24 protein-coding genes and 1 pseudogene are annotated in these 23273 nt (G+C 66.2%); 18 read left to right on the forward strand and 7 right to left on the reverse strand.

What is annotated here, in order from left to right; translation table 11 throughout:
- Window positions 1–315: 315 nt before the first annotated feature.
- From ACGFIV_RS24415 to ACGFIV_RS24425, 3 genes are all read left to right on the forward strand, one after another.
- Entirely contained in the window at window positions 316–675 is a 360-nt protein-coding gene (locus ACGFIV_RS24415) for a hypothetical protein (protein WP_392837809.1), read from the forward strand.
- Between the two features lie 684 nt (window positions 676–1359).
- Window positions 1360–1869, forward strand: a complete 510-nt coding sequence (locus tag ACGFIV_RS24420) for an NUDIX domain-containing protein (protein WP_392837811.1) — start codon at window positions 1360–1362, stop codon at window positions 1867–1869.
- Window positions 1870–1933: 64 nt separating this feature from the next.
- Complete coding sequence (locus tag ACGFIV_RS24425; RefSeq protein WP_392837813.1) at window positions 1934–2095, forward strand: hypothetical protein; 162 nt, start codon at window positions 1934–1936, stop codon at window positions 2093–2095.
- Between the two features lie 191 nt (window positions 2096–2286).
- On the opposite strand, the gene ACGFIV_RS24430 is transcribed toward ACGFIV_RS24425, so the two are convergent.
- The 3 genes from ACGFIV_RS24430 to ACGFIV_RS24440 form a co-directional block, all read right to left on the reverse strand.
- Window positions 2287–3111 carry an aminoglycoside phosphotransferase family protein gene (locus tag ACGFIV_RS24430; RefSeq protein WP_392837815.1) on the reverse strand — a complete coding sequence of 275 codons (825 nt, stop codon included), beginning with the start codon at window positions 3109–3111 and terminating at the stop codon, window positions 2287–2289.
- A gap of 505 nt (window positions 3112–3616) precedes the next feature.
- Window positions 3617–3883: a hypothetical protein gene (locus ACGFIV_RS24435; protein ID WP_392837817.1), complete on the reverse strand. Its 267-nt coding sequence runs from the start codon at window positions 3881–3883 to the stop codon at window positions 3617–3619.
- A gap of 461 nt (window positions 3884–4344) precedes the next feature.
- Window positions 4345–5268 (reverse strand): phosphotransferase, encoded by a 924-nt coding sequence (locus tag ACGFIV_RS24440; RefSeq protein WP_392837819.1) that lies wholly within the window; start codon window positions 5266–5268, stop codon window positions 4345–4347.
- Here ACGFIV_RS24440 and ACGFIV_RS24445 point away from each other — a divergent pair.
- Both ACGFIV_RS24445 and ACGFIV_RS24450 read left to right on the forward strand, forming a co-directional pair.
- Window positions 5243–5647 carry a hypothetical protein gene (locus ACGFIV_RS24445; protein ID WP_392837821.1) on the forward strand — a complete coding sequence of 135 codons (405 nt, stop codon included), beginning with the start codon at window positions 5243–5245 and terminating at the stop codon, window positions 5645–5647. The genes ACGFIV_RS24440 and ACGFIV_RS24445 overlap by 26 nt on opposite strands.
- Window positions 5648–5709: 62 nt before the next feature.
- Complete coding sequence (locus tag ACGFIV_RS24450; protein ID WP_392837823.1) at window positions 5710–6258, forward strand: NUDIX hydrolase; 549 nt, start codon at window positions 5710–5712, stop codon at window positions 6256–6258.
- Between the two features lie 66 nt (window positions 6259–6324).
- On the opposite strand, the gene ACGFIV_RS24455 is transcribed toward ACGFIV_RS24450, so the two are convergent.
- Both ACGFIV_RS24455 and ACGFIV_RS24460 read right to left on the reverse strand, forming a co-directional pair.
- The gene (locus ACGFIV_RS24455) at window positions 6325–7221 is read right to left on the reverse strand and encodes a phosphotransferase family protein (protein WP_392837825.1); all 897 of its coding nucleotides are present in this window, start codon (window positions 7219–7221) and stop codon (window positions 6325–6327) included.
- Window positions 7218–8780: a helix-turn-helix domain-containing protein gene (locus ACGFIV_RS24460; RefSeq protein WP_392837827.1), complete on the reverse strand. Its 1563-nt coding sequence runs from the start codon at window positions 8778–8780 to the stop codon at window positions 7218–7220. The genes ACGFIV_RS24455 and ACGFIV_RS24460 overlap by 4 nt, the downstream gene beginning before the upstream one ends.
- 354 nt (window positions 8781–9134) lie before the next feature.
- On the opposite strand from ACGFIV_RS24460, the gene ACGFIV_RS24465 reads away from it, so the two are divergent.
- The 7 genes and pseudogenes from ACGFIV_RS24465 to ACGFIV_RS24495 form a co-directional block, all read left to right on the forward strand.
- Window positions 9135–10391, forward strand: a complete 1257-nt coding sequence (locus ACGFIV_RS24465) for an ATP-binding protein (protein ID WP_392837829.1) — start codon at window positions 9135–9137, stop codon at window positions 10389–10391.
- 5 nt (window positions 10392–10396) lie between these two features.
- Window positions 10397–10861: a roadblock/LC7 domain-containing protein gene (locus ACGFIV_RS24470; protein ID WP_392837831.1), complete on the forward strand. Its 465-nt coding sequence runs from the start codon at window positions 10397–10399 to the stop codon at window positions 10859–10861.
- A 77-nt stretch (window positions 10862–10938) separates the two neighbouring features.
- Window positions 10939–11211: a DUF742 domain-containing protein gene (locus ACGFIV_RS24475; protein WP_392837833.1), complete on the forward strand. Its 273-nt coding sequence runs from the start codon at window positions 10939–10941 to the stop codon at window positions 11209–11211.
- Window positions 11192–11785: an ATP/GTP-binding protein gene (locus ACGFIV_RS24480; RefSeq protein WP_392837835.1), complete on the forward strand. Its 594-nt coding sequence runs from the start codon at window positions 11192–11194 to the stop codon at window positions 11783–11785. The genes ACGFIV_RS24475 and ACGFIV_RS24480 overlap by 20 nt, the downstream gene beginning before the upstream one ends.
- Window positions 11782–13236, forward strand: coding sequence for a cytochrome P450 (locus ACGFIV_RS24485; protein WP_392837837.1), 1455 nt, complete (start codon window positions 11782–11784; stop codon window positions 13234–13236). The genes ACGFIV_RS24480 and ACGFIV_RS24485 overlap by 4 nt, the downstream gene beginning before the upstream one ends.
- A complete protein-coding gene (locus ACGFIV_RS24490; RefSeq protein ID WP_392837839.1) occupies window positions 13233–14354 on the forward strand; it encodes a cytochrome P450 in 1122 nt (373 codons plus the stop codon). The genes ACGFIV_RS24485 and ACGFIV_RS24490 overlap by 4 nt, the downstream gene beginning before the upstream one ends.
- An 81-nt stretch (window positions 14355–14435) precedes the next feature.
- Window positions 14436–14746 (forward strand): annotated as a pseudogene (locus tag ACGFIV_RS24495) (transposase); the annotation flags it as partial.
- A gap of 236 nt (window positions 14747–14982) precedes the next feature.
- Here ACGFIV_RS24495 and ACGFIV_RS24500 read toward each other — a convergent pair.
- Both ACGFIV_RS24500 and ACGFIV_RS24505 read right to left on the reverse strand, forming a co-directional pair.
- Window positions 14983–15732 (reverse strand): MBL fold metallo-hydrolase, encoded by a 750-nt coding sequence (locus ACGFIV_RS24500; protein ID WP_392837841.1) that lies wholly within the window; start codon window positions 15730–15732, stop codon window positions 14983–14985.
- 15 nt (window positions 15733–15747) lie between these two features.
- Entirely contained in the window at window positions 15748–17298 is a 1551-nt protein-coding gene (locus ACGFIV_RS24505; RefSeq protein ID WP_392837843.1) for a helix-turn-helix domain-containing protein, read from the reverse strand.
- Between the two features lie 329 nt (window positions 17299–17627).
- Between ACGFIV_RS24505 and ACGFIV_RS24510 the strand changes: the two genes are divergently transcribed.
- From ACGFIV_RS24510 to ACGFIV_RS24535, 6 genes are all read left to right on the forward strand, one after another.
- Window positions 17628–18443: an SAM-dependent methyltransferase gene (locus ACGFIV_RS24510; RefSeq protein ID WP_392837844.1), complete on the forward strand. Its 816-nt coding sequence runs from the start codon at window positions 17628–17630 to the stop codon at window positions 18441–18443.
- A 22-nt stretch (window positions 18444–18465) separates the two neighbouring features.
- On the forward strand, window positions 18466–19335 hold the full coding sequence (locus ACGFIV_RS24515; protein WP_392837846.1) for an SAM-dependent methyltransferase: 870 nt from the start codon (window positions 18466–18468) through the stop codon (window positions 19333–19335).
- A 220-nt stretch (window positions 19336–19555) separates the two neighbouring features.
- Window positions 19556–19870, forward strand: coding sequence for a hypothetical protein (locus tag ACGFIV_RS24520; RefSeq protein ID WP_392837848.1), 315 nt, complete (start codon window positions 19556–19558; stop codon window positions 19868–19870).
- 52 nt (window positions 19871–19922) lie between these two features.
- Window positions 19923–20984: a methyltransferase gene (locus ACGFIV_RS24525; RefSeq protein WP_392837850.1), complete on the forward strand. Its 1062-nt coding sequence runs from the start codon at window positions 19923–19925 to the stop codon at window positions 20982–20984.
- A 321-nt stretch (window positions 20985–21305) separates the two neighbouring features.
- The gene (locus tag ACGFIV_RS24530; protein WP_392837852.1) at window positions 21306–22043 is read left to right on the forward strand and encodes a TetR/AcrR family transcriptional regulator; all 738 of its coding nucleotides are present in this window, start codon (window positions 21306–21308) and stop codon (window positions 22041–22043) included.
- A 14-nt stretch (window positions 22044–22057) separates the two neighbouring features.
- Window positions 22058–23074, forward strand: coding sequence for a tetratricopeptide repeat protein (locus tag ACGFIV_RS24535; RefSeq protein ID WP_392837854.1), 1017 nt, complete (start codon window positions 22058–22060; stop codon window positions 23072–23074).
- The last annotated feature ends 199 nt before the right edge of the window (window positions 23075–23273 follow it).

Here is a 23273-nt window from a genome sequence, read left to right on the forward strand (position 1 = left end):
CCCGCTACGACAAAGCCCCGGAAAGCTACGAGGCCGGACTCCACCTCCGAGGCTCGATCATGTGGCTGAAGCTCCTCACCTCAACCACATGATCCAAACTCCAAACAGCTCCTAGTCGGAGCATGCTCGTCCTGCGACCACTTTCATAGGCGCCCGGGGTGTCCGGGGCTGGCTTGTTGGCAAGGAGTAGCGTGCGCGGCTCGCGACCGCGCTGGCCGACACGCCTTCCCTCGGCGAGCACCTCCGGTCGGCGTGCTGCTCGCCCGTGACAACGTCACCCCTGGGCCGGGCGTCCTGTCTGTCGTGATACGGGACATGGTGAACGCTCTGCGCCGACGTCAGATGGCCACGGAGACGCGCGACCTGGATGGCTGGTCACTGGAAGACATCTACGCCCGCTACGGGCGCCAGGTACTCACTGAGTCGGAACACGACCCCGAGCTGGCGGCTCATCTGGCCACCGAGGCCGAGCACATCCGGCAGCGCCTGAAGCATCACCGGATCCGGGAACGCAGCCGGCCCGGGTACAGCTACCTGCTGGGCTGCGCCAACGCCGCTATGCAGACCATGTTCGACCCCGATACCGGGCCGCGCGTGTGCGGCCACAGCACCCCGGCAGTGCAGCTTGCCGCGGCCTGCCGGGTAGCCATCGCGTGGCACCTGCTGGCCCCCTGACAGGCCCTGCTGTTAACGATCTCTCGGTGAGGCTGCCCCCTACAGTCGCGTCCGGTCCGGCGACCCGGATCTGGCGCAGCCGTGGCAGCGGCTCCGCAGATACGCACCGCGCTGTTCGTACAGCGGCGGCGCGGTGCCGGTGAACGACGCACCACCACGGCGCGCCGGCGGCCCCAGCTATGACGTTCTCCGACTCTCCATGGCGCAGGCACAACACTCGAACGTGATCAGCCATGGCTTGACCCTAGGAGCCGCGGATCTGGTACGGCTCCCTGGATCACTTGGCCAATGAGCGATCAATCCCTTGGCCCGGAAAGGTCGCTGAGATCCGACGGGCGGCGGCATGGGTCTACCCGTGAGTTCTGGTGCCGCTGTGTAGCCGGATGATGACGGTTCAGCGAGTTTTGGTCGGGGCGTGGCGGTGGGACGCTCGATGCGCTTGGCGTCACAAGGGGCGCTGATGGCGCGGATGACCAAGGTGGAGAAGTACGCGGCGATCAGGCGGGACTCCCGGATGGAGGGCGGGCTCGTCGCAGCGGGGCCTTGGCGCGCAAGTACGCAGTTTCCCGCAGAACAGTGGCGGAGGCGTTGACGTCCGCATGGCCGGCACCGCGCAAGGCGATGACGCCGCGGAGGTCGCGGAGGTCGCGGAGAGTGCCCCGGTCGGGCGACTACCGTCGCCCCATGACCAAGTCACCCCTACCTCCCGCCGAGTACTACGCCAGCCTGCCGCACCATCTGGTCGGCGCAGGCGCGGTGCTCCGCGACAGCGACGGCCGCGTGCTGCTGGTCCAGCCCGCCTACCGCTCCGACACCTGGGAAATCCCGGGTGGCGCACTGGAGCACGGCGAGTACCCATGGGGGGCGGCTGTCCGCGAAGTGAAGGAGGAACTTGGCCTGAACCTTCCCCCGGGCCGGCTGCTGGCCATCGATATCGTCCCCGCCCAGAACGACGGACGGCCCGCGCTGATCAACTTCTTGTTCGACGGCGGCGTCCTCAGCCCGGCCGAGGCCGCCGTTGTCCACCCCTTCGACGAAGAACTGGCGGCCGTCGCCTGGTGCAACCGCCGGGAGTGGACCGCCCGCCTGGCCCCTCACCTGGCGCGCCGCATCGACGCCTGCATACAGGCCGCCGATTCAGGCCGCACCGTCTACCTGCAGTACGGCTGGCCGCCCGAAGACGGCCACGGATAACACCGCCGCATCTGTCCTGTTCGGTGTGGCGGATCAGTCCGCCGCACCGAAAGGACCCCACCCTGTGACTGCTCTGCTGAACGCTCCCCCCATCCACCTCGTCTGCTCCGTCCTCGGCGAGGAGGAGATCGCCGCAGCCGTCTCCGTCCTGCGCGGCGAGCCGACGCCCAACTGCGGCAGGGGCACCTCGAACACGCATGCGGTACAGCCCAGGCCCTCGACGTGATCGCGGAGATCAGTTCCCAGCGCGCCATCGGCCCCCTTCGTGAAATCGCCGCAGCGATGCGCGCACAGCAGCACATCCCTGTGGTCCGCGACCTTCGGGAGCGCATTGCCGTCGCAGGGTGACGACGAGCTCATCCTGATTGCCTGACATCCGGGTCGGCGGGATTACCCATCAGTGATGGCTGGGCCGGGTCAGGCGAGTAGGTGCAGAACCCGCGCGGCTTGGCGTTCCAGAGTGCCTGCTGGGTTGCGTGGTGTAGCCGGTCCGTCGGGGCCGAGCATGAGAAACCAGCCCAGTGCGAGCAATCGGCGAAAGTCCCGTACCCGCTCGGTTTCCCTCGGGGTCAGGTCGATACCGGCCAGTAGCTGATGTGCGTCGAGGGCGTCGTCGACGTGGGAGATGTGTTCGGCTACTTCGGCGAGTTCGAAGGCACGGTCACTGCGGCCGGAGTCTTCCCAGTCGATGAGCCGCACCTGGTGATCGTGGTCATCCCACAGGTAGTTGGCGTGGTTGCCGTCCGCCAGGCCGAGGACGGGCGGTAGGGGGTCGATGGTGAGCCTGTCCGGGCCGGTAGTGGCCAGCCACGCGGCTCCTGCCTGGAAGGCCTGCTGCGCGAGGGGGTCCTCGCCGAGGTCGGGTCGCTTGTCGGCCCAGGCGCGGACTTTGTCCACGGCTGCGGTGGGTCCCCACGCGGCGGGCTCGATCACCTCGACGACTCTGGCGGGGATCGCCTGGTGCAACCGGGTCAGAGCAGCGGCCATTGCGGCGGTCTGCTGGGCGGTCATGTGTCCACCACGTAGCACACGGCCGGGCAGCCTGGTCATCACGACCATTGGTGGGCAGGCCTCGCGCTCGGCTCGGACGGGCGCGGGTGCCAGGCCGGCCGCGTGCTCGGCCAGGAGCGTCAGCGCCGCCCATTCCCGGTGCGGTTCTCGCCGATCCCATGACTTGTACCGCTTGATCACGATGTCGTCGCGGATGTCGAGATTGTGGGTGCTGAATTGGCCGGCCGTCATGCGCTCGTTCCGCCCTTCTCCCCTCCTTTAGAGAGGAGATCCTCCAGGTTCGCATTCCCGCAGGGGAGTAAGGGCATCGAGACTACCGAAGCTCAAGGTCGTCATCGGGGCGGAAGACCGATCGAACTCGTGGCTCGTCTGTAGCCGGTCAGCGCGGCCGAAGATCGGGGCTAAGGAACAGGCCGCCTGTCTGTCCACGGGCGCGATCCGCGCGTGCCACGTATCGATGGCAGTCGGCGCTCGATCTCATCGCGGCGGGCGGGGTTCTCGCTGGCAACCCTGATGATGCAGCCTCCGTTCACACCGGTTCACTCCTCCAGCCCGTAGGACAAGTCCGCTCGCTGCGCGGCGATGACCATCAGCCGGTTGTACTTGGCGGCGCGTTCCCCGCGCGCGGGCGCGCCGATATTTGCGCCAGAACCACTTCTCAACCACATGACCCGCCACAGCTATCTGATCGGTGGAGGCACCCTGAGAATGGCTAGGGGCAGGAGCAGCCGAGGCGCTATAGGACGTCCTGCAGGCAGCGCCGGTCTGGGGTGATGGCATAACGCCGGCGCGCCGGCACTGCGGGCAAATCCAGGCCGATCTCCTCGGCGTAGAGGGCCAGGACCGGGGAGGCGTCCTGCTCCGACATGTGCGCGGGGGCGCTCTCCAGGCAGACCATCCCGATCTCGGCCGCGGGCTCGTACAACGTCTCGACCATGCGGCGGCCCTGCTGAACCTCGGTACGCTCATCGGCCGACGAGGGGAGCGGGGGCGGGTTGTGCACCTGGTCCACCGCACGGCGGAGCAGCGCGGCGACGTCATCGCCGGTCAGTTCCGTGCCCGTGCTCCGGGCCTGATCGACCCGCCCCTCACATCACGCAGCGCCCGCCCGGACAGTCCAAGGCCGTCTCCCGCAGAAGACACTCCCGCCACGGTGGTGGCCGCGGCAGCAGACGCCCGGCGGTGGCGGCGATGACCCGCTCGGCCAGCAGCGCCCTGCCTGTTCCACAGCGGCGATGGACTCGCGGATCTGCATGGTCAGCACACGGGCCCGCTCAGGATCAAGCAGAGCATCTGCCGGGACCGGTTCGTCCCGGATACGACCACCCACACCCTGGTTGTCCCCGCGAGCCTGCCGTTACCCTCCGGTCGCCACCAAACCGGGTGCGCGGGCAGCGCCGAGACGTTCGCGTCGTGAGCACTGTGCTGGTCAGTGAGATCTCCGGGCGGTCGACCAGCCGCTCCTTACCGGGTGGTGAGGGCCTGCTCCACCAGCTCTAGATGGGCGGTCCACCACTCCAGCAGGGCGCAGGCCGAGGCGAACAGGTGATCGCAGGAGGTGTCATGCCGTACGTAGTGCCAGTTCAACTGCCACAGATCGCACACCCGTTCCCACCACAGGAGGCGCAACGCGCTCAGCAACTGCTCCTCGCCGATCGCGACGACGCCGCGGTAGGCGCAGGTGAACGCCGCCGCCCGCTCCAGGTCCACAACCCCGGTGTCGGGGTCGGCGAACATCAGCGTCATCGAGCGGGCCAGCTCGTAGGCGTACGCGCGGCGGCGTCCCATGCGGTCCCAGTCGAGCACCGCCACCACCTGCCCCGAACGGTCCCACAGCAGGTTCAGGGGGTGGAAGTCGCCGTGCACGTACCCGGCCGGTTCCAGGGCGGCGCTGTCGTCGGGCCGCAGATGGCCCACGCTTTCCAGCAGCTCACGCCGCGCCGAAAGCTGTGCACGGGCTGCGCGGTCGAAGTCGTCCAGCCGGGGACGTTCGTCGATCAACGCCTGGTAGTGGTCAAGGTCGGCCTTGGCCTTGGCCGCTTCCGGCACCCGGTGAACGATCGGGCCGACCCCGTCGGGCAGCGCCTGGGCCAGGCCAGCGTGGACGGCTCCCAGCAGCTCGCCGACCTGGCGGCACTGGCGCAGGCTCCACCGGGCTCCCTCGATGTGCTCGCCGTCCACCCACGCGACAGCCGCGAACACCGCTTCATCCACGTGCAGCACTGTCTGCCCGGCGTTGGTCGTCAGCGGCGCGGGAACCGGCAGACCGGCCGCTGCCAGCGCCGCGGTGGCGCGGTGCTGAAACAGGGCCTGCTCGGCGCTGACGTCCAGAATCTGCTTGACCGCGACACTGCCCCCGCTGGTGTCGACGCGCCAATTGCGGTTCATCAGCCCTTCGGCGATCGGCGTGACCCGGATGGGAGCACCGACCCCGAAGTCCTCGCACACCCTGGCCAAAGTCCGCAAATCAGCGGAAGCGTCGGTGGTTGACGAGGTCACCGCATGTCCCCCCGGTCCGTCCTGGCTCACCGGCACGCTCCGTGCCTCCGTATTCTGCCAAGCCCCAGACAACTCGATGCGCTGCGGCGGCATGACGTTGCTGGCCCAGCGACTGCGGCGCGAGAACGTCCCGATCGACCAGATCGCCGCCGTTCTATTCGAGCGGTTCGACCTCACCTGTCCGCCCACGGCGATCCGCGCCGAGCGGAGCAAGCGCGCAGGACGAGGTCGCCCACCGCGTCGTCAGGCCGATGAGCCGCTGGGTTGACATCGGGGCGCCTTCTTCTCTCTGCCCGTTGATCACGTTGATCGCTCAGTAGGCTATGCCTCGTGCGTGATGAGGCGAACCTCGAATGGGAACAGCTCTCCGAGGGGCCGCCCGCGGGCTTCTTGAAGGTCAAGTCCCGGCTGTACCGCTACCCGGACGGCAAAGAGGACAAGTGGGACATCCTGCTGGGCGGGGCGACCGTGGCGATCCTCGCGCTGACGGACGACGACCAGGTCATCCTCGCCCGCCAGTTCAGGCCCGGCCCAGACCGCGTGCTCCTGGAGATGCCGGGCGGGAACGTGGCGGGCGCGGAGGACATCGTCGCTGCGGCCGTCCGCGAGCTCCGTGAGGAGACCGGCTACGAAGCCGAGAAGGCCGAGGTCGTCATGCAGACGTACCTGGCCTCCTACGCGACGCACCGGCGGCACGCGATCGTCGCCCGAGGCTGCAAGCTGGTCGGCGACCAGAAGCTCGACGACGCCGAGTTCGTCGACCCGGTCCTGATGCCGGTCGCCGACTTCATCGAGCACGTGCTGAGCGGTCAGCTGACCGACACCGACATGGCGCTGGCCGGCCTGGTCTCCGCCGGGTTCCTCAAGCCGACGGTGTGATCAGCGGGGCGTTCGTCTCTGCGATGACCCGCTCGGTGGTCACCGGGTCGCGGCCGAAGATCAGGGCTAGGGAACAGGCTGCCAATCCGTCCACGGGCGCGATCCGCGCGTGCCGCGTATCGATGCCAGTCGGCGCTCGATCTCATCGCGGCGGGCGGGGTTCTCGCTGGCAACCTGGGCCGCCATGGTGGTCAGGCGGAACTCTCGGATGTCCCGTAGGGTCTCGAATCCTTCCCAGGTGGTGACGTCGTACCCGTAGCTGCGGGTGAATGCCTGGTAGTCGTCGATCGTGATGCCGCCCAGCGTGAACCGCTTCACCGCTGTGGATGTCAGGTCCCACTCAGGCGGGCCAACGGAGCAACGCTCCAGGTCCAGCAGTACCGCGCGGCCGTCGCTGGTGCCCACCACGTTGCCCACCCACGCGTCACCATGCACGACGCAGTGGGGTAGGCCGGGTGGCAATTCGGCGTACCGGCCCTTCAGTTCGGTCAGATGGTCAAGCATCCACGTTCGGTCGTCCGGTGACAGCACCGATGCCCGGCCGATCCGTTCGGTCAGCCGTACAAACGGATCAATCGTTCCGAGCTCGAATCCGGTGGGGATCGGGAGGTCGTGCAGTCGGCGAAGCGCGCCAGCCACCTGCAGGGCGGTTCCGTGCTGGTGGGGTGGTAGTTCCCGCCACCACGTCACTGCCCGGCCGTCCACGTCGACGGGCTGCTCCACGCCGGAGATGGCCTGCACGGCGGGTATGCCAGAGGCTTCCAGCCAACGCGCTACGTTGACCTCTCGGGCGGCGACCTGCACCTGTCCGGGCCGGGTCACGCGGGCGATCATACCGGCGGGGAGCCGGAAGATGGCGTTCTCGCCGAGGCGGATGAGCTCGGCGTTGGCGGCGTCGATCCGGCTTCGACGGCTGGCTTCGTGGAGTGTGGCGCGTGCGGCCACCTCGGCCTCGCCCGTCACACCAGCACCGCGCCCTTGATGTGATGCCGCAGCTCGGCCACCGAGGTGATGTGCTCGTGTGCGGAGGCGAGTTGGTAGAGCTCCTTCATGTCATCAGCGGCGCGGCGGGACCGCACCGTGCCGCCGTCGGCGACGGCCCGCTCTCCGATCGCGGCCGCTTCACGCGGATCGCCGGTTGCCATGGTCAGGCTGGCCAGTTTGACTCCGCTGATCGCGCGTGAGCGGACGTAGGCCGCGGTGTGGCCTTGCACTGCGGCGGCCAACCGCTGAGTTGCCTCGCCGATGAAGTTTCCGCGCGTCGCCAAATCGTAGACCGCATGGCCGGTGTCGCCGGCGTGCTGGGCGGCGTCGTAATAGCGCATCCACGGGGGTTCCTCGTGAGGCCGTACGCGGCTGAACTCTTCATCGGCTGTTCCGACCGTGGTCAGCGTGTCTTGGATGCATCCTTGCTTGGCCAGAGCGCGGGCGCGGGCCGACAGCAGCATGGCACGCTCGGCGGGGGTAAGTCGTTCGGAGCGGACCAGGGCGAGCTCAACCAGGGTCAGGCCGCTGTCCGCGTCACCACACCAGATGGCCTGCCGCGCCATACTGGAGAGGATCTTGGCACGCAGGTGCCAGTTTCCGGCCTCCTCCGCACAGGCCAGTGCGAGTCGGAACATCCGCCGCGCGTCCTCGTGTGCGCAGCTGTCGAACGATGTGGCCGCCGCTGCGTGGCCGAGGTATCCCACGGCGGTGTACAGATCTGGTTGCAGGCTGTTGGGGCAGCGGGCCTGTTTCAGTAACGAAACGGCGTAGCGCAGTTGCGCGACGACGGCCTCCCGCACCAGGCTGCCGCCGTAGGTGTGGTCCCAGGCCTGGAACATGTCGGCGATCGTGCGGATCTCCTGGATGTCGGCCGCGCTGATCAGGGTCGGGAGGGGGGATGGCTGAGTTGGGATCGCCAGTTCGGTGAGCGGGGCGACGATGGCGGCAGCACCGATGCCAAGGGCCGTACGCAGAAACTCCTTACGCTCCACATCGTCCACGGTAGTCATGGGCGCGGCCGGGCGGCTAGAGAGGTGGGATCCTCCTGCACTGGTTCCCGTCGATGTGGCACCGATGGCCTCGTCGACTTCACGGACCTGCCTGGCGTGCTTGATGTGCTGAGGCATCGAAGTCGGGCAGTTGTCGTCGAGCTGCCGGTGGTCGATTCGGTCGAGTTCGGCTCGTGCCGGCGCGCTGTAGTGGAGATACTCGTCTTCAGTGAGTAGCCGCCGCGCGGTGGTCTGGTAGATCCGGGCAAGCATGTTCAGGTTCGAGATGCTGGGGCGGCGCCCCCCGGCCGGCCAGGACTCGAATTGGGAGATCCGGGACTTGGTCATGGTCGGCTCGCCAGGATTCAGCGCGTTGCACGCCTCAGCCACCTGCTGCTGGGTGAGGTTGTGCGCCCAGCGGAACGCGACGCGAGGCGAGGTGCCCGGATGGTCGCTCTCCCACACCGCGGTGATCTGCTCCCAGGTCAGCCCTCGGGTACGGAGTTCCTGTGCCCGGTGTCCACGATCGTGCGGTTTCGGATTCATTGTCGCCGTCCGCCCCTATTGCCTGTACCTGGTGGCGACCTCAGCGTTGCGTAAGCGTTTCGTGTTGTGAACCGTAACAGGTAACAAGACGCGGTGGTTATCCACGTTTGTGCAGTTCAGCGCCGATTCGGCTTGTTAACCAAATTGGATGTCGCCTTCAGTTTTTGATGAGGCCACCCTTGTGAACGTCGTCAAGGTCAAAAAGCGGCACATGTAGAGGCGATGCCGAATGCGGGCAGTGCGTTGGTTGCTGAGGCGGTGCGACGTCAGATGTCCCTTCGAGGGCGATGACGCCTTCCCGTTCGCAGAGCCTAGTGCGCCCTGGACGACGTTCCACCCCTGCCGTCGCTCTAGATGAAGGTTGATATGAGTCAAGCGGTAACCGCCCTCGTGGTGGGGTCCTTTGTGGTTGCGTTCCTGGCGCTGCTGCTTTGGGCGCGAGAGCGGCGGACCAGCACCTGGGCGCACAAGCGGGCGGACGAACTCAAGGCTGGCCTGCAGGCCTGGGAAGAAGAGCTTGGTTACCTGGTTTCCGATCGTCTTCCGCGACTGATGAATGCACTGCTGGTACAACGTGGGCCGGTTCCGGGTCTGCGTGATGAACGACTGCGTGGTACCCGATTCGCCGGGAACATCGAAGCCATCATGGGGTTGTTCGAGGCCGCAGCCGGTCGCTACCGCCAGCATGCCGATCACGCTGTTCGCGACACCTTGGGCGGCATCATCGGGCAGACGCAGGCCTTGATCGGTGAGCAGGAGGTCGCCTTACGTGCCATGCAGCACCGGCACGAGAACCCTGATGTGTTGCGGGACCTGCTTACCCTGGACCACCTCAATGCGCAGATGACCCGGAAAACGCAGGGCCTCGGCGTGCTGTGCGGGAAGTGGGTGGGGCGGCAACGGGACGCCTCCACTTTGACCGATGTGGTGCGCGGCGCGATCACCAAGATCGCTGATTACACCAGGGTGCGGTACGACGAGAACGACAAGGTCGCGGTGTCGGCGTCAGCGGTGGAGGCGGTTGTCTTGTCGCTGGCCGAGTTCCTGGAGAACGCCACGCGCAGGTCCGAGCCGAACGCACCGGTGCAGGTGCGCATGATGACGGCCTACAACGGCGTGGCCATCAATGTCGAGGACTCGGGTATCGGCATGACCGACCAGCAGGTGGAGCAGGGGCGCGAACTTCTCAGCGGCAGACGGCCGGTGGACATCACCCGGTTGGGCGACCCGCCACGGATCGGTTTCGCGGCCATCGCCGCGCTGGCCGGCAATTACGGCTTCTCCGCTCACCTGAACGGCCAGTCCTCCTCCGGCGGCCTGAGCGCGACGATCTTCGTTCCCTCTGCCTTACTGATCCCGGTGGAACAGCCCCTGCCACACGCGGGAGGCGCCGGGGCGGCCTCGGCGACGCCTGTTCCCATGAACGAGTCGGGATTGCCGCAGCGCCGCCGCAGGACCGGCGCACCCTCGGCGGCAGTGCATGTGGCCGATCAGCAGGATTCGCCGCGTCGCACTCCCCACGAGGTGGGTGACCGGCTGGGCGCATTCCAGAGCGGCACCCGCGCCGGCCGCCCGGTCGGTACTGAGTCCTCCGACAGCTACGACAGGTGACAGACATGGACACCAACGTGTTCAATCCCGATACGTTCAACCCTGACACTTTCAACTTCGGCAACGTCGATTTCTTGCTCGACCAGGCAGTGACTCGTGTCCCCCATATACGGGGGGTGATCCTGCTGACTTCCGACGGCCTGCTGCGGTCCCGCACCAAACAGACCATAGATCTGGAAACGGCGCAGCGGATGGCTGCGGCATGCACGGGGCTGCAGGCGACCAGCAGGGGCATGGCCGACTTCATCGCCACCGAGATGAACCCGGCGGGCGGCTGGCGGCAGACGATGGTGGAGTTCGACCATGGTTACGTCCTGGTCGTTTCCGCGGGCCAGGGCACTTACCTGGCGATCGCCACGGGCGGCCAGGCTGACCTGCGGCAAGTGGGGCAGTGGTCGCAGGAATTGGTGCAGTCGGTGGGCGATGTGCTCAGCGCTCCCACGCGCCCGGATGTCGGTAGCGTGTCGTGACAGTGCCTCGGCGCACCCGGCCACCGCTGGTCCGCCCCTACCTGGCGACCGGAGGGCGGACACGGGCCAGTCGCCCCGTGTTCGACGTACTGACGGTGCTGCATGCCCCGGGCTTGCCGGTCGACGGGCTAAATCCGGAGCACCGGCGGCTGGTGCAGCTGTGCGAGCGGGGCCCGATGCCGTTGTTCGAGGTGGCCAGCGCCATGGAACTGCCGATCGGCATCACCAAGGTCCTGGTGGCCGATCTGGTCGACAGCGGCCACGTACTGACCCGCCCGCCCGCCGCCAGGGCCACGCTCCCTAAGCGCGAGGTGTTGGAAAGAGTGATCGATGCACTCAAAGCCCTCTGACCGCGACTACCTCCTGCGCGGCGCCCAGTTGGCGAAGATCGTGGTCGCTGGGCCGTTCGGTGTCGGAAAGACCACATTCGTCTCCACGTTGTCGGAGGTCGCCCCGCTACGTACTGAGGAGCCGATGACACAGGCCAGCGTCGGCGTGGACGATCTGCGCGGCCGGCCAGGCAAGTCCACGACGACCGTCGGACTGGACTGGGGCCGGCTCACCATTGACGAGAACCTGGTGCTGTTCCTGTTCGGCGCCCCAGGACAGGAACGCTTCCGGCATATCTGGCAGGAGACCGCTCGCGGTGCCTGGGGGGCGCTGGTCTTGGCTGACACCCGGCATCTGGCGCAATCTTTTGAATCCCTCGCGCTGGTGGAGGAGATGGGACTGCCGCATGCGGTCGCGATCAACGCCTTCCCCGACTCCCCCCTCTACCCGCAAGCGAGCCTTCGCCAGGCGCTGGATCTGGATCCCTCGACACCGATGGTCACCTGTAACGCCTTGAACCGGCGTTCGGCTGCCCAGGCTCTGACCGTTCTGCTGCAGCACCTGATGACCCGTGAAGTATTGGAAATTACATGACGCACCCCCCGAGCTACCCTTCCGGCGAACAGCTCGCGCCGCCGCCCGGCTGCCCCGCTCATGCCGCAGGTCAAGCGCCCCCGCCTGATCCGACCGCCTTTCCCGCACCCGGCTACGTGCCGCTGTTCGGGGAGGACTTCTCCGCCGACCCGCAGCCCACCTATCGGCACTTGCGATCCATGGGGCCCATCGCGCCGGTCGAAATCGCCCCGCGGGTGTACGGGCTGATCACCACGACCTACGCCGCGGCGCTGCACCTGCTGCGCAGCACCCCCGGCCAGTTCGCCAAGAGCCCGCGGTATTGGCGGGCGCTCGCCAACGGCGAAGTACCCCGGGACAGTCCGGCACTGATGATGATGATGGACCGGAACAACGCACTGTGGAAAGACGGGCCTGCGCACGTCCGACTACGTAGCGCGATCACTGACGGCCTGGCTCGCATCGATCCGCACGACTTGCGAGCGGTCGCCGGCCGTTCCGCCGACACACTGATCGACGCCATCGCGCCGGTGGGCAGCGCTGATCTGGTGGGCGACTACGCGGCACGCCTGCCGATGGAGATCGTCCTGCAACTGTTCGGATGTCCCCCGCAGCTCGGAAGACGGATTGTCAGCAGCCTGGCCAAGCTCTTCGACACCGCACAGGACGCGGCGGCGGCCAACGCCGAACTCGAGCGCGCGTGCCTGGAGTTGACTCACCTCAAGCGCACAACCCCCGAGTCGGACATGACCTCGTGGCTGCTGGCACACCCGGCCGAACTCACCGACGCGGAGATGATCCAGCAGATCCTGCTCGTCATCGGCGCCAGCACCGAGCCGTGCACCAACCTGATCGGCAACGCTGTCAAACTCATGCTGACCGACGACCGCTTCGCCGGATCGGTCCTCGACGGCGCCCAGTCCGTCAGCAGAGCACTGGACTATGTCCTGTGGACCGATCCTCCGATGGCTAACTACAGTCCGCTGTACGCGCGCGAGGACCTCGTCTACCAAGGCCTGTTCATACCCGCGGGTGTCCCCATTCTCGTGTCGTTCGCTGCGGCGAACACCGATCCCGCCCTCCGCCTGGACGGCACTCACCTGGCCGGCAACGAAGCTCACTTGGCCTTCTCAGCCGGCGTCCACCGCTGTCCCGCACCCGACATCGCCCGGGTGATCGCTGAGGTAGCGGTCGAACGCGTGCTGGACCGGCTGCCGGGCCTCGACCTGGCCACCCCCGTCCACCAGCTCGGGCGGCGGCCCGGCACGTTCCACAGCGGTTGGTCCACACTGCCCGTCACCTTCCCATCTGTCGCGATGTCTGGAGACTCATGGACACCCAGCCCTCCTCCGCCTGCCCCCACCGTCTCGACGCCACCGGCAAGGACATCCACGCCGAAGCCCGGCTCCTCCGCGCCCAGGGCCCCGCGACGCCGGTGGAACTTCCCGGTGCAGTGGTGGCGTGGGCGGTGACCGATCCCGCCCTGATCAAAAGACTGCTCAGCGACCCCCGAGTGTCCAAAGACGCCCACCGGCACTGGCCGGCCTTCATCAACGGTGAGATACCGGAGAACTGGCCGCTGCGCCCCTGGGTGCAGGTCCACAACGCGCTCACCGCCTACGGCGACGAGCACACCCGGCTACGCCGCCTGCTGTCCGCCGCCTTCACCCCCCGCCGGACCGCCGCGCTGAAGCCCACGATCGAAAAGATCACCGACGATCTCCTCGCGCGACTCGCCGCCTCCCCTGCCGACAGCACCATCGACCTGCGCGCTCAGTTCGCCTACCTGCTGCCCCTGCTGGTCATCAGCGAACTGTTCGGCGTCCCCGAACAGGCACACGACGGGTTCCGCCGCACCGTCGGCGGCCTGTTCGCCACCAACCTCACCGAGGAACAGGCCGCAGCCAACGCCCGCGAGATCTACATGATGCTCGCCGACCTCATCGCCGCCAAGCGTCATGCTCCCGGCGACGACCTCACCAGCGCCCTGATCGCAGCCCCCGAAGACCGGGACGGCTCGAACTTGTCCGAACAGGAAATCCTCGACACGCTTCTCCTGTTCATCGGCGCCGGGCACGAGACGACGGTCAATCTCCTGGACCACGCCATCGTGAACCTGCTCAGCCACCCCGACCAGCTCGCCCTGGTCCGCACCGGCCAAGCCACCTGGGACGACGTGATAGACGAGACCCTCCGCAAGGAGGCACCGGTCGCCAACCTGATCATGCGCTTCGCCGTGGAAGACATCAACGACACAGCCAGTGGGCTGGTGTTCCACGCTGGTGATGCCATAGTGATCGGCTACGCCGCCGCCGGCCAGGACCCTGACCTGCACGGCCAAGACGCGGACCAGTTCGACATCCGGCGTCCCACCCGGCACCGCCATCTATCGTTCGGGCACGGCACCCACTTCTGCCTCGGAGCGCCCCTGGCCCGCCTGGAAGCGGAGATCGCCCTGCCCGCGCTGTTCGACCGCTTCCCCCGCCTCGCTCTCGCCAGTCCAGCGGACCAACTTCGTCCCCTTGAGTCCTTCATCTCCAACGGACACCGCGCCCTACCCGTCCTTCTCGGCCAGGCGACCGCCACCTGACCTGCTAGACCCGGCGAGAGCAGACCCGCGAAGTACGCTACGTCCCCGGGCGCACGAATACGGCATACGCAGCAGTCGCTACTGGACGAGGCGCGCGAGGACATCTTGGCGTTCACCGCTTCCCCAAGACGGTGTGGCGGCAGGTGTGGAGCAACAACCCGCAGGAGCGGCTGAACAAGGAGATCCGCAGGCGGACCGACGTTGTAGGCATCTTCCCCAACCGCGAGGCGATCATCCGGCTGGTCGGTGCCGTGCTGGCCGAGCAGAACGACGAGTGGACCGAGCAGCGTCGCTACATGGGCTTGGAGGTTCTTGCGTAGTGCCGCAAGGAAACCGACTCCGAAAATCGGACGAATGATGCTAAAGTGACTATTGAGGCGCTTGCTTCCTAATAGTCACCGGACTACGGGTGGCCTTCTCAAACACCACCTCTCTGGGCGTGGCCCTCGGCGATCCGTGCTGCCGCCTGAGCCTGCGTCTGAGCGGGCTGACCCCACCCGAGGACCCTGGCGGCGTCCCGCAGCGGCACCATGAACCGGCGGCAGGTATGCCCGGCAGTCCAGGTCGCGACTCGGATGACGCTCCGGCATCCGGCCCAAAGCCGCGCAGGACAGGCGTATATCTTGTTTCATATCTGGATAGTGAGTCCTGGCCGGGCGACGTCAACGGTGCCGGTGAATCTGGCTTGCACCCTAGTGGAAGCTTGCTCGCGGTCGAGTTCGGGTGCGAGATGGGTAAGCATCACGCCCGACACTTGCGCTGCTGTGGCGATGTCGCCGACGTCCTCTGCCGTGCAATGGTATGGCTGAGATTTACTTGCGCCTGCCTCGATCAAAAGCAGGTTTGCTCCTTGGGCTAGGTCGACCAGTTGAGGGCAGGGTCCTGAATCCGCAGAATAGGCGAATAGGCGGTCGCGATGCTGAGCTTGGAGAGCGAATGTAGGGACGCTGTGCTCGACTTGGTAGGCACGTAGCTCGACCGGTCCGACGCGGGTCAGATATCGGTCATGCAGCTCCAGCGGCGTGAAGACTTCGTCGAGTGCTCCGGGTTGGCCAAGCATCGCCTCGACCCGTTGACGCCAGCCTGGCGGGCCGAAAACCAGCGGCTGGGGAAGCGAAGGCGTATTGGCGTAGGCATTCCATGCTGACAGCAGGTCTGAGTAGTGGTCGGGATGAAGATGGCTAATCCAGATGGCGTTGATGTCTTGGAGTTGGACGTGTAGTTGGAGTTCGGCAAACGTGCCGGATCCGGCGTCGATCCAGATGGTGGATTTCTCGGCCCGAAGGAGGTACCCCGAGCATGGTTCATCAGGTCGCGGATAGGGAGTTTGGCATCCCAGAACGGTTAACGTCATGGGCGCGTCAGGTTGGATGTTCACGGGCCTTCCCGGTGTTCAAGAACTGGTGAGCCGACGGGCGGCGTTGTGTTCAGTAAAATCTCCTATTTGCGCAGCAAGCTCCTGGGCCGCGGATCTCGAACCAAGAGCTGGGGCCGCGAGCAACCGTTGGAGGACGTGCGTACGACGCACTACGCCGGCTAGCCGCATCTCTGGTGGCAGGCCGAGAACAGGCTGGACCAATTCCAGTGCACCGTCCAGGTCGCCGGAGCGCAAGTGAGCCATCGTCAAATCCAACCGGGTAACGGTGGTGTGCGCATACGAGGGGACGCCGGTCTCCGGTGGTGTCTCCTGTGCGAACAGCGTTAAGGCTCGTTCCAGGGATTCTTTGCTTTCGGGGAGGTTCAGCCACAGGTAAGCGCTTCCGGCGCACCTTTCCTGGTTACCCGGAGAGAAAGCGAGCATCCCCGCGTACTCGCCCTCATCATGCACGTGCTGGCGTGCCTCGCTGGCAGCATGAAGAGCGGCGCGGGTTCCCGGCTCATCACCAAGCCGGGCGCGGGCCCGTGCTTCGAGACTCCGCAGGCGCACCAATTCTACCCCCTGAGCACTATATTGGGTGCCGTGCTCGGCGAAGTGAATTGCGTCGTTGGTGCGCCCATCCCAAAACGCTATAAGGCTCCGGGTGGAGAGCACCCATGCGCGTAATTTATCGTGGCCCGCCAGTTCAGCACACAACCAGGCTGTACGGGCATGCGTGTCAGCGACATCGTAGTGCCCGAGATCACTGCTCGCATTGGCAAGCAGACCGCACGCTTGACCGGCGAGCGCATAGAGATGCCGCGTCTGCTCAGGGTATTGGCGGTCTTTGAGTAGCGAGAACGTGGTGTCACGAACCTCCGCCATCTCACCAATGAGAGGCACCAGCGGGTCTGTGAGATACCGCCGAGCCAGATAGGCGATGTCAGCGTCCAGTTGATCGAGATCAGTCTGCCCGATATTGGTTTGACCCACGATATGCGCGAGCCTCGCCGATTCACGCGCAACATCCACTAAGAATGCCCTTTCGAATCCTGCGACTGTAGTTGCAGTGACATCGAAGTGCAGCGCACCTCTGGCAGTGACGACAGTCGATGAGGCTCGCTCGTGAGTTGTCCCGGTGTCAGAGGTGAGCGTGTTGGCCTGCTCAGACAGCATCTCTTGCGGCCGGCTGTTGGCATCCAGATGCCGATAGTCGATCTGCTCGAGTTCCACCTGTGCTGTCCGGCCGTAGCGAAGGTATTCGTCATCGGTGAGCAGCCGTCGCGCCGTGGTCTGGTAAATCCGGGCCAGCATCTTCAAATTCATGACGCTGGGACGGCGACCCTTGACAGGCCATGATTCGAAGTTAGAGACCCGGCCCTTGGTCATGGTCACCTCGCCGGAGTCCAACTCGTTCCACAGCTCAGCGACCTGCTCCTGCGTGAGGTTGTGCGCCCATCGCAGAGCAACGCGAGGCGAGATCTCTGGGTAGTCGCTCTCCCACACCGCGGCGATCTGCTCCCAGGTGAAGCCATGGGCGCGTAATTCCTGAGCGCGGCGTCCGCGATCATGCGCATTTGGGGCCATTGAGGAACTTCGTCCTGTTTCCAGCGGTTGTGGCGGTAGTCATTTCAACCATAGGCGAGGTGTCAGTTGTAAACCTTAGCCGGTAACCCAGACAGGGGTTTCCCAGCGTAGTCCCAGGTCAGTGCCGGTACAGCTTGTTAACCATATTGGGAGTCGCTTCCCAGTCTTTGTGAGGCAATGCTGGTCAGACGTTGTCAAGGTCAACAAGCGGAACCCGCCGAGGCGATCGCAACGCCTGGCGGGCTCCTTGATCGCATGGAGCTGCGACCCGTGACCCACCTTAGATCCGCCCCGGCTCGCCGTCACGCAATAGGCGGGACCGGCGAGATATGACCGCGACGGCTGACACCTCGGGTAGCAATGTGGCAGTTGCTGCTCGCGTGTGGAATTTCCTGCTCGGGGGCAAGGACAACTACGAGTCGGACCGGATCGTGGCCCGCGAGCTGCTGGCTCTCATGCCCGATGCTGACACAACTGCTCTCAGCGGTCGCGCCTTCCTCGCCAAAGCGATCGAGTACATCGTGGCGGCGGGAGTCGAGCAGGTGGTCGATCTGGGATTCGGCCTGCCGATGCCGCCACGGCTGGAAAATACCCACGACGTAGCCCGGCGGATCAATCGGTCAGTCAGGGTCATCTACCTCGACACAGATCCGGTCGTACTGGCACACGGCCGCGCGCTGCTGCATCATCCCGGTGGCGCGATCGTCGATGCCGATATTCGGGATCCGAAGCACGTGCTCGACCTTCTGCGAGGCGAGCAGGTCGACTTCACCCGCCCGGTCGGCTTGGTCCTGACGTCGGTTCTGCACCACCTCAGCGACGATGAAGACCCGGCCGCGATCGTCGACGTCCTCCGCACGGCGCTGCCGGCGGGCAGCTTCTTAGTGATGTCCCATCTCTGTGTCGAGACGATGCAGAGCTATCGCGCGGCCGCTGCCACAGCCCTGTTCTCGAAACTGGGCGCCTTCCATCCCCGCTCGCTGAACCAGATCAGCAACCTGTTCGACGGTGCGGAACTTGTCGGCCCGGGCGTGGTGGAGGCGTCCGCCCACTGGCGACCAGGGGAGCGAAGCCAGGCGGACCATCCGCCGAAACGCGGCTGGCAGTTGATAGGCGGCGTTGCCCGCGTGCCAGATCATGACTGATCGACGAACGAAGGTGGATTCCATGGCCTCACTGCTGGGCGGAAGCGACATGAGCTCTCGGCCGCGTCCTAAAGTGGATCCGACCATTGCCAATGTCGCCCGGATGTATGACTACTACCTGGGCGGCAAGGATAACGGTCCCGCTGATCGTGAGGCGGCCGAGCGTGTGATCCAGACCTTTCCGCAGACACGTCAATTGGCGCGGGTCAATCGTGAGTTCCTCCAGAACGCGGTGGAGTTCCTGGCTGGTGACGCGGGCATCCGCCAGTTCTTCGACATCGGCAGTGGGCTCCCGACGGGCAGGAACGTGCATCAGGTAGCGCAGGGTATCGCCCCCGACGCGCGGGTTGTGTATGTGGACAAAGATCCGCTGGCACTGGTTCACGCTCGCGCGTTACTGGCAAGAAACGAGCATACTGTGGCGGTCGAAGGTGATCTCCGCAGGCCTGTGGACATCCTGGCTCGAGAAGAAGTTCGGCATATGATCGATCTCTCCGAGCCGATGGCCATTCTTCTTATTGCCGTGCTCCACTTCGTCAGGGACGATGAGGGTCCGTACGAGATCGTGAAGAGTTTGCTGGACGCGGCGGCTCCGGGATCTTATCTGGTCATATCGCATGCCGAGCGTGACAAGCGACTCAATGACGTAACCCGTGTCTACGATGCGGCAACCTTCCCTGTAGTGCTTCGCTCACATGAGGAAATCGGACGCTTTTTCTCCGGCCTGGAGATGGTCGACCCTCACGATGCGACGGTGCCGAGCTCGGACGCCGACGACCCGGAATCGGCCGCGTCGGGCGTGGTACGTCTGGGCACCTGGCGGGCGCAGTGGCCGATGTTCCACACCGACGAGCCGTTGCCGGCGTTCTGTGGACTGGGCCGCAAGAGGTGATCGTCGTCGTCCTGTCCGCTCAGCGTGTGCTCGCTTGTCGGGCAGTCGACCTGCGCTGGCGAGAGTCGGAGCGTCACTGTCTCCGCCATCGGTTCCGTCCGTCACGACGCAGGCGGGTAGCGGTATGCCGGTGACAGCTGTCCGGCGAGACGATTCATCCCGCACAAGCGACTTCGCGTTGGCGTCGAACTCCGGCGGCGTCGCACAGGAGCCGGCACCGGTGCCCTCAGCCGTGGCGACCCGTGGTGATGACGCCGGCGCTGGTACTGATGACCGGACCCGCCAGTTGGCTGCGCTGAGGAGCACCTATCCCGGATACCGGATCATCCACTACGTCAGGCGTGACGGCGCAGATGGCGGTTGGTGGGCGTTCAGGAACGATTCCCCGAATGAGCAGCAGCGCCTCAAGGGCGTCTACGCCTGTGTGGCGCGCAGCGACGCAGTGTCGCTGGGCACGGCTTTGGCCGAAGCGGATGCATTGCTGCAACTCACCAATGAGTTCCTGAAGCCGCCTATACGGCCAGGACCGGCCTGAGACTCGCCGCTCTGACCCTGCCAGCCGCGCCGACGCCAAAGGAAGTACCACGATGACCAACGTGCAGCAGCGGGTAGCAGGCCTTTCCCTGCCGGTCACTCCACCCTCTGCCGGGGCCGGATCTGCGGATGTGATCCTGCAGATCACTGGGTGGCCTGAGAAGTTTGCCGCGCTGGTGGCATTCACCCAGCTGCGGCTGCCCGATCATCTGGCCGACGGGCCATTGACGTTGCAGGAACTGGAGCAACGTGTGGGCGCTCATCCCCATCTGCTCGCTCGTGTGCTTCGCGTGCTCGAGCCGCTGGGCATGGTGGTTCAGATCGCAGCACAGACCTATGAGCTGGGCTCAAACGGGCAGACGCTACGTGCCGACGTGGCAGGCTCCATGCGCGACATGGTGCTCGCCGCCGCCGAGTGGCGGGAACCGCTGTCGCGGCTGACCGAGATTGTGCTGACCGGGCGGCCGGAGCCCTTCGTCGGACGGAAGGAAGCCGAGGGTGTCGCCGCCCTCCCCCGGCGCGGGAGGGGATTAGCTGGCGACAGGGCCGACGCGGCCCGGCTGTTGGCGTCGCATATCGCCAACATGTTCACCGGCGAGGGAACGTTGATGGATGTGAGCGGCGGGTCCGGCATCATCCTGGCTGAGGTGGTCGCACGAAATCCCGGATGGCGTGGGGTGCTTTTGGAACGGCCTGACCTCCTCCCGCAGGCGAAGACCTACCTGGCCGAACACGGCGTCCTGGACCTGTGCAGACTAGTCGAAGGCGATGTTATCGCGTCGGTGCCGGCCATAGCCGATACGTACTTGCTGTTCGGCGTCCTGCACGAATACCCCGACTCCCAAGCGGAGAAGATCCTGGCCAATGTGCGGGCCGCGATGGGTCCGGCGACCCGTCTGATCTGCGTCGACATGCTCCTGCCACCAGGCGGCTCAGACCCGCATCCGGGGCTTTCCTGGGACATGCGGACGCTGGTCAGCACCGATGGCGGACGTGAGCGCACAGGCGAGGAATACCTGGGCCTGCTGGAACGTGGCCTTGGTTTCGCTGCTTCGCCGAAGGTCATCCCACTTCCCCTCGGGTTGAGCCTGGTGGTGTCGGAAGCACCGGCCTAACCACCCGTCGCTGTCCTTCCCCCGTGCAGCTCTCCCGCTGGCGGGGCCGTGCTCCGTTTCCTCAGGCATTCCACCCGACCGGGACACGGTTCCTGCCGCCCCACGGCTGAGCCCCTGTTGGACCGGATAAGGCTCCACCTTCTCTCGGGCGTCTCCGCACCTCATGTCATCTGAAAGCGATCAACTCGCCCGGCCAACCAGCGGGGGCACTGTCTTTCAGCAGGACTCCAAGTCCAGGACACACAAGTGCTCACCCACCGGACGGCTACCAGCCACCGAGTCTGCCGCAAGGCGACTCGCCAACACTGATTAGGACTGTCAATGTCGGCATTCACCACCGCGTTCGCTCATTCGATGAGCGGGGATGCCGCCCGGGTGCCTACGGAGGGCGGGCGATCAGCGTACGGCGAGGTGTCTGGCGCCCCGGCGTCGCGCACCTACGGCGGCCTTGAGTCCGGGCAACGCCAGGCAGCACGACGAGCCCGGTTGATGGCGGCCGTGTTTCGCCTAGTTGCCGACCGCGGGCTAAGGCGTACCAGCGTCGGGGCGATCTGCAGGACCGCGCGTCTCTCCAATCGCGACTTCTACGCGACCTTCGCCGACCTGCACACGGCCGTGGAGACGGTGTACCAGGAGCGTGCCCGCCAAGCTCTGTCGGCGGCGGCTGAGGCCCTTCACCGGAGCTCCCCCGAACCGGGTTCGCGCATCGCCGCCGCGGTCCGGGCCTACCTGCGTTTTGTGCTGGCCGATGAGCGGCGGGTCCGCTTCCTGCATCCGCAGGAGTTGCCCACCGACACCGGTTTGATCACCCTGCGGCGGCGGTTCATGTCCGACCTCCTGCACCTGGCAGGGCCGCCGCCAGACCATCCGCGCCTGGCTGTGCCCCCTACCTCCCTGATGGTGTGCGCCCTGCTCGGTGCTATGGACACGCTGGTGAGCACGGCCGGGCTCCCTATCGGTCCTGCCGAGGTGAACCTGCGCATCGACACCGGGGCCGACATGGTGCAGAGGTGCCTGCTCGCCGGCGCTGAGCCTGCCCAACTGGACGCGACGCAATGAACAGGAGTTCGCCGGTGCAACACAAGCCGTCCGACGCTGCCAACGAACCTCCGAGCGCCGCACAGGCTGAAGGACTGCTGGTGCTCGCCGCAGCAGCCGACCTCATGGTGATGCCCGACCGTTGGCGCCTGGGGCCGGCGCAGGCCACCGTCTCTGCTCAGCAGCCGGCGTTCGCCACCGCGGCCGCGGCCCTGGACTGGCTCGAGCAGCAACTGCCCACCCTGCGTGCTGCCATCATCCGCGCCCATCAGCGCGGCCTGCACGAGCTCGCCTGGCAGCTGTGCGAGGCGATGTGGCCGCTGTTCCTCTTTCGACGGCACTACGACGATTGGGTGGCCACCCACGAGATCGGTGTCCAAGCCGCCCGCTCCGGCCGTACTCCGCGGGCCGTCCCGCGGATGATGGTGGCGTTGGCCTCGGCATATTGCAGCCTGCATCGCTTCGATGAAGCTGCCGCCCTGTGCGAGGAGGCCCTTCACCTGGAGCGGACCGGCGGCCACACCCTCGGCGAGGCTGCCGCCCTTCATGGCCTGGGCGTCGCCTATCTGGGGCTCAAGCGGCCTGAGCACGCCCTGGATCTGTTCGACCAAGCACGGCGCATCCACACCTACCTCGGGCGTAAGCGCGGTATTGCCCTGATAGCGCGGCGGATGGGTGAGGCCGAACGCATGGCAGGCCGTCCACAGCAGGCCACATTGCACCTGCATCAGGCCTACCGGTTGTTCAGCGAGCTCAACGATCTCTATAACGAGGCTCGTACGCTGACCGAGCTCGGCAGAACCCACGTGGCGCTGGGCCGGCCTCGATCGGCGCGAGCTCCGCTGGAGACCGCACTGGTGCTGGCCCTTCAGATGGGTGCCCTTCACCAGCAAGCCAGCGCCCAGATGCTCCTGGGCCAGGTGCTTCGAACCCTTGGTCATCACTTCGAGGCAGACAAGCATCTCGCTGAAGCACAGCAGGTGTTCGACGCGCTGGGTGCCCCCGAAGCGCAGAACGTCCAAGGGTCCGGGCCCGAGGAACCGACTTCGTAACCGGGCATGCCGCCCACCGTGACACCGCCGGGCAGCGGCACCGGATCCTGCGCCGCTGCGGACCCGGGTTCCCCGACCCGACCACAGCCACCGTGCGACCGCCTCACCACAGCGACAACCCACACCGACCACGTCAATCACCCAGGGAAGATCACCGGTGACATCCACCCCCCTCACACACCCCCCAACTCAACCCATC

Origin of the sequence: Sphaerisporangium sp. NPDC049003 (assembly GCF_043197795.1) — a bacterium.
GTDB lineage: Bacteria > Actinomycetota > Actinomycetes > Streptosporangiales > Streptosporangiaceae > Sphaerisporangium.

What these genes read in the sequence shown, in the direction of transcription:
- ACGFIV_RS24485 (WP_392837837.1), top strand. Translation starts at nt 11,782, where the DNA reads ATGACGCACCCCCCGAGCTACCCTTCCGGCGAACAGCTCGCGCCGCCG.
- ACGFIV_RS24430 (WP_392837815.1), bottom strand. Translation starts at nt 3,111, where the DNA reads ATGACGGCCGGCCAATTCAGCACCCACAATCTCGACATCCGCGACGAC.
- ACGFIV_RS24510 (WP_392837844.1), top strand. Translation starts at nt 17,628, where the DNA reads ATGACCGCGACGGCTGACACCTCGGGTAGCAATGTGGCAGTTGCTGCT.
- ACGFIV_RS24525 (WP_392837850.1), top strand. Translation starts at nt 19,923, where the DNA reads ATGACCAACGTGCAGCAGCGGGTAGCAGGCCTTTCCCTGCCGGTCACT.
- ACGFIV_RS24415 (WP_392837809.1), top strand. Translation starts at nt 316, where the DNA reads ATGGTGAACGCTCTGCGCCGACGTCAGATGGCCACGGAGACGCGCGAC.
- ACGFIV_RS24465 (WP_392837829.1), top strand. Translation starts at nt 9,135, where the DNA reads ATGAAGGTTGATATGAGTCAAGCGGTAACCGCCCTCGTGGTGGGGTCC.
- ACGFIV_RS24460 (WP_392837827.1), bottom strand. Translation starts at nt 8,780, where the DNA reads ATGAATCCGAAACCGCACGATCGTGGACACCGGGCACAGGAACTCCGT.
- ACGFIV_RS24440 (WP_392837819.1), bottom strand. Translation starts at nt 5,268, where the DNA reads ATGAACCGCAATTGGCGCGTCGACACCAGCGGGGGCAGTGTCGCGGTC.
- ACGFIV_RS24420 (WP_392837811.1), top strand. Translation starts at nt 1,360, where the DNA reads ATGACCAAGTCACCCCTACCTCCCGCCGAGTACTACGCCAGCCTGCCG.
- ACGFIV_RS24530 (WP_392837852.1), top strand. Translation starts at nt 21,306, where the DNA reads ATGTCGGCATTCACCACCGCGTTCGCTCATTCGATGAGCGGGGATGCC.
- ACGFIV_RS24515 (WP_392837846.1), top strand. Translation starts at nt 18,466, where the DNA reads ATGGCCTCACTGCTGGGCGGAAGCGACATGAGCTCTCGGCCGCGTCCT.
- ACGFIV_RS24470 (WP_392837831.1), top strand. Translation starts at nt 10,397, where the DNA reads ATGGACACCAACGTGTTCAATCCCGATACGTTCAACCCTGACACTTTC.
- ACGFIV_RS24505 (WP_392837843.1), bottom strand. Translation starts at nt 17,298, where the DNA reads ATGGCCCCAAATGCGCATGATCGCGGACGCCGCGCTCAGGAATTACGC.
- ACGFIV_RS24480 (WP_392837835.1), top strand. Translation starts at nt 11,192, where the DNA reads ATGCACTCAAAGCCCTCTGACCGCGACTACCTCCTGCGCGGCGCCCAG.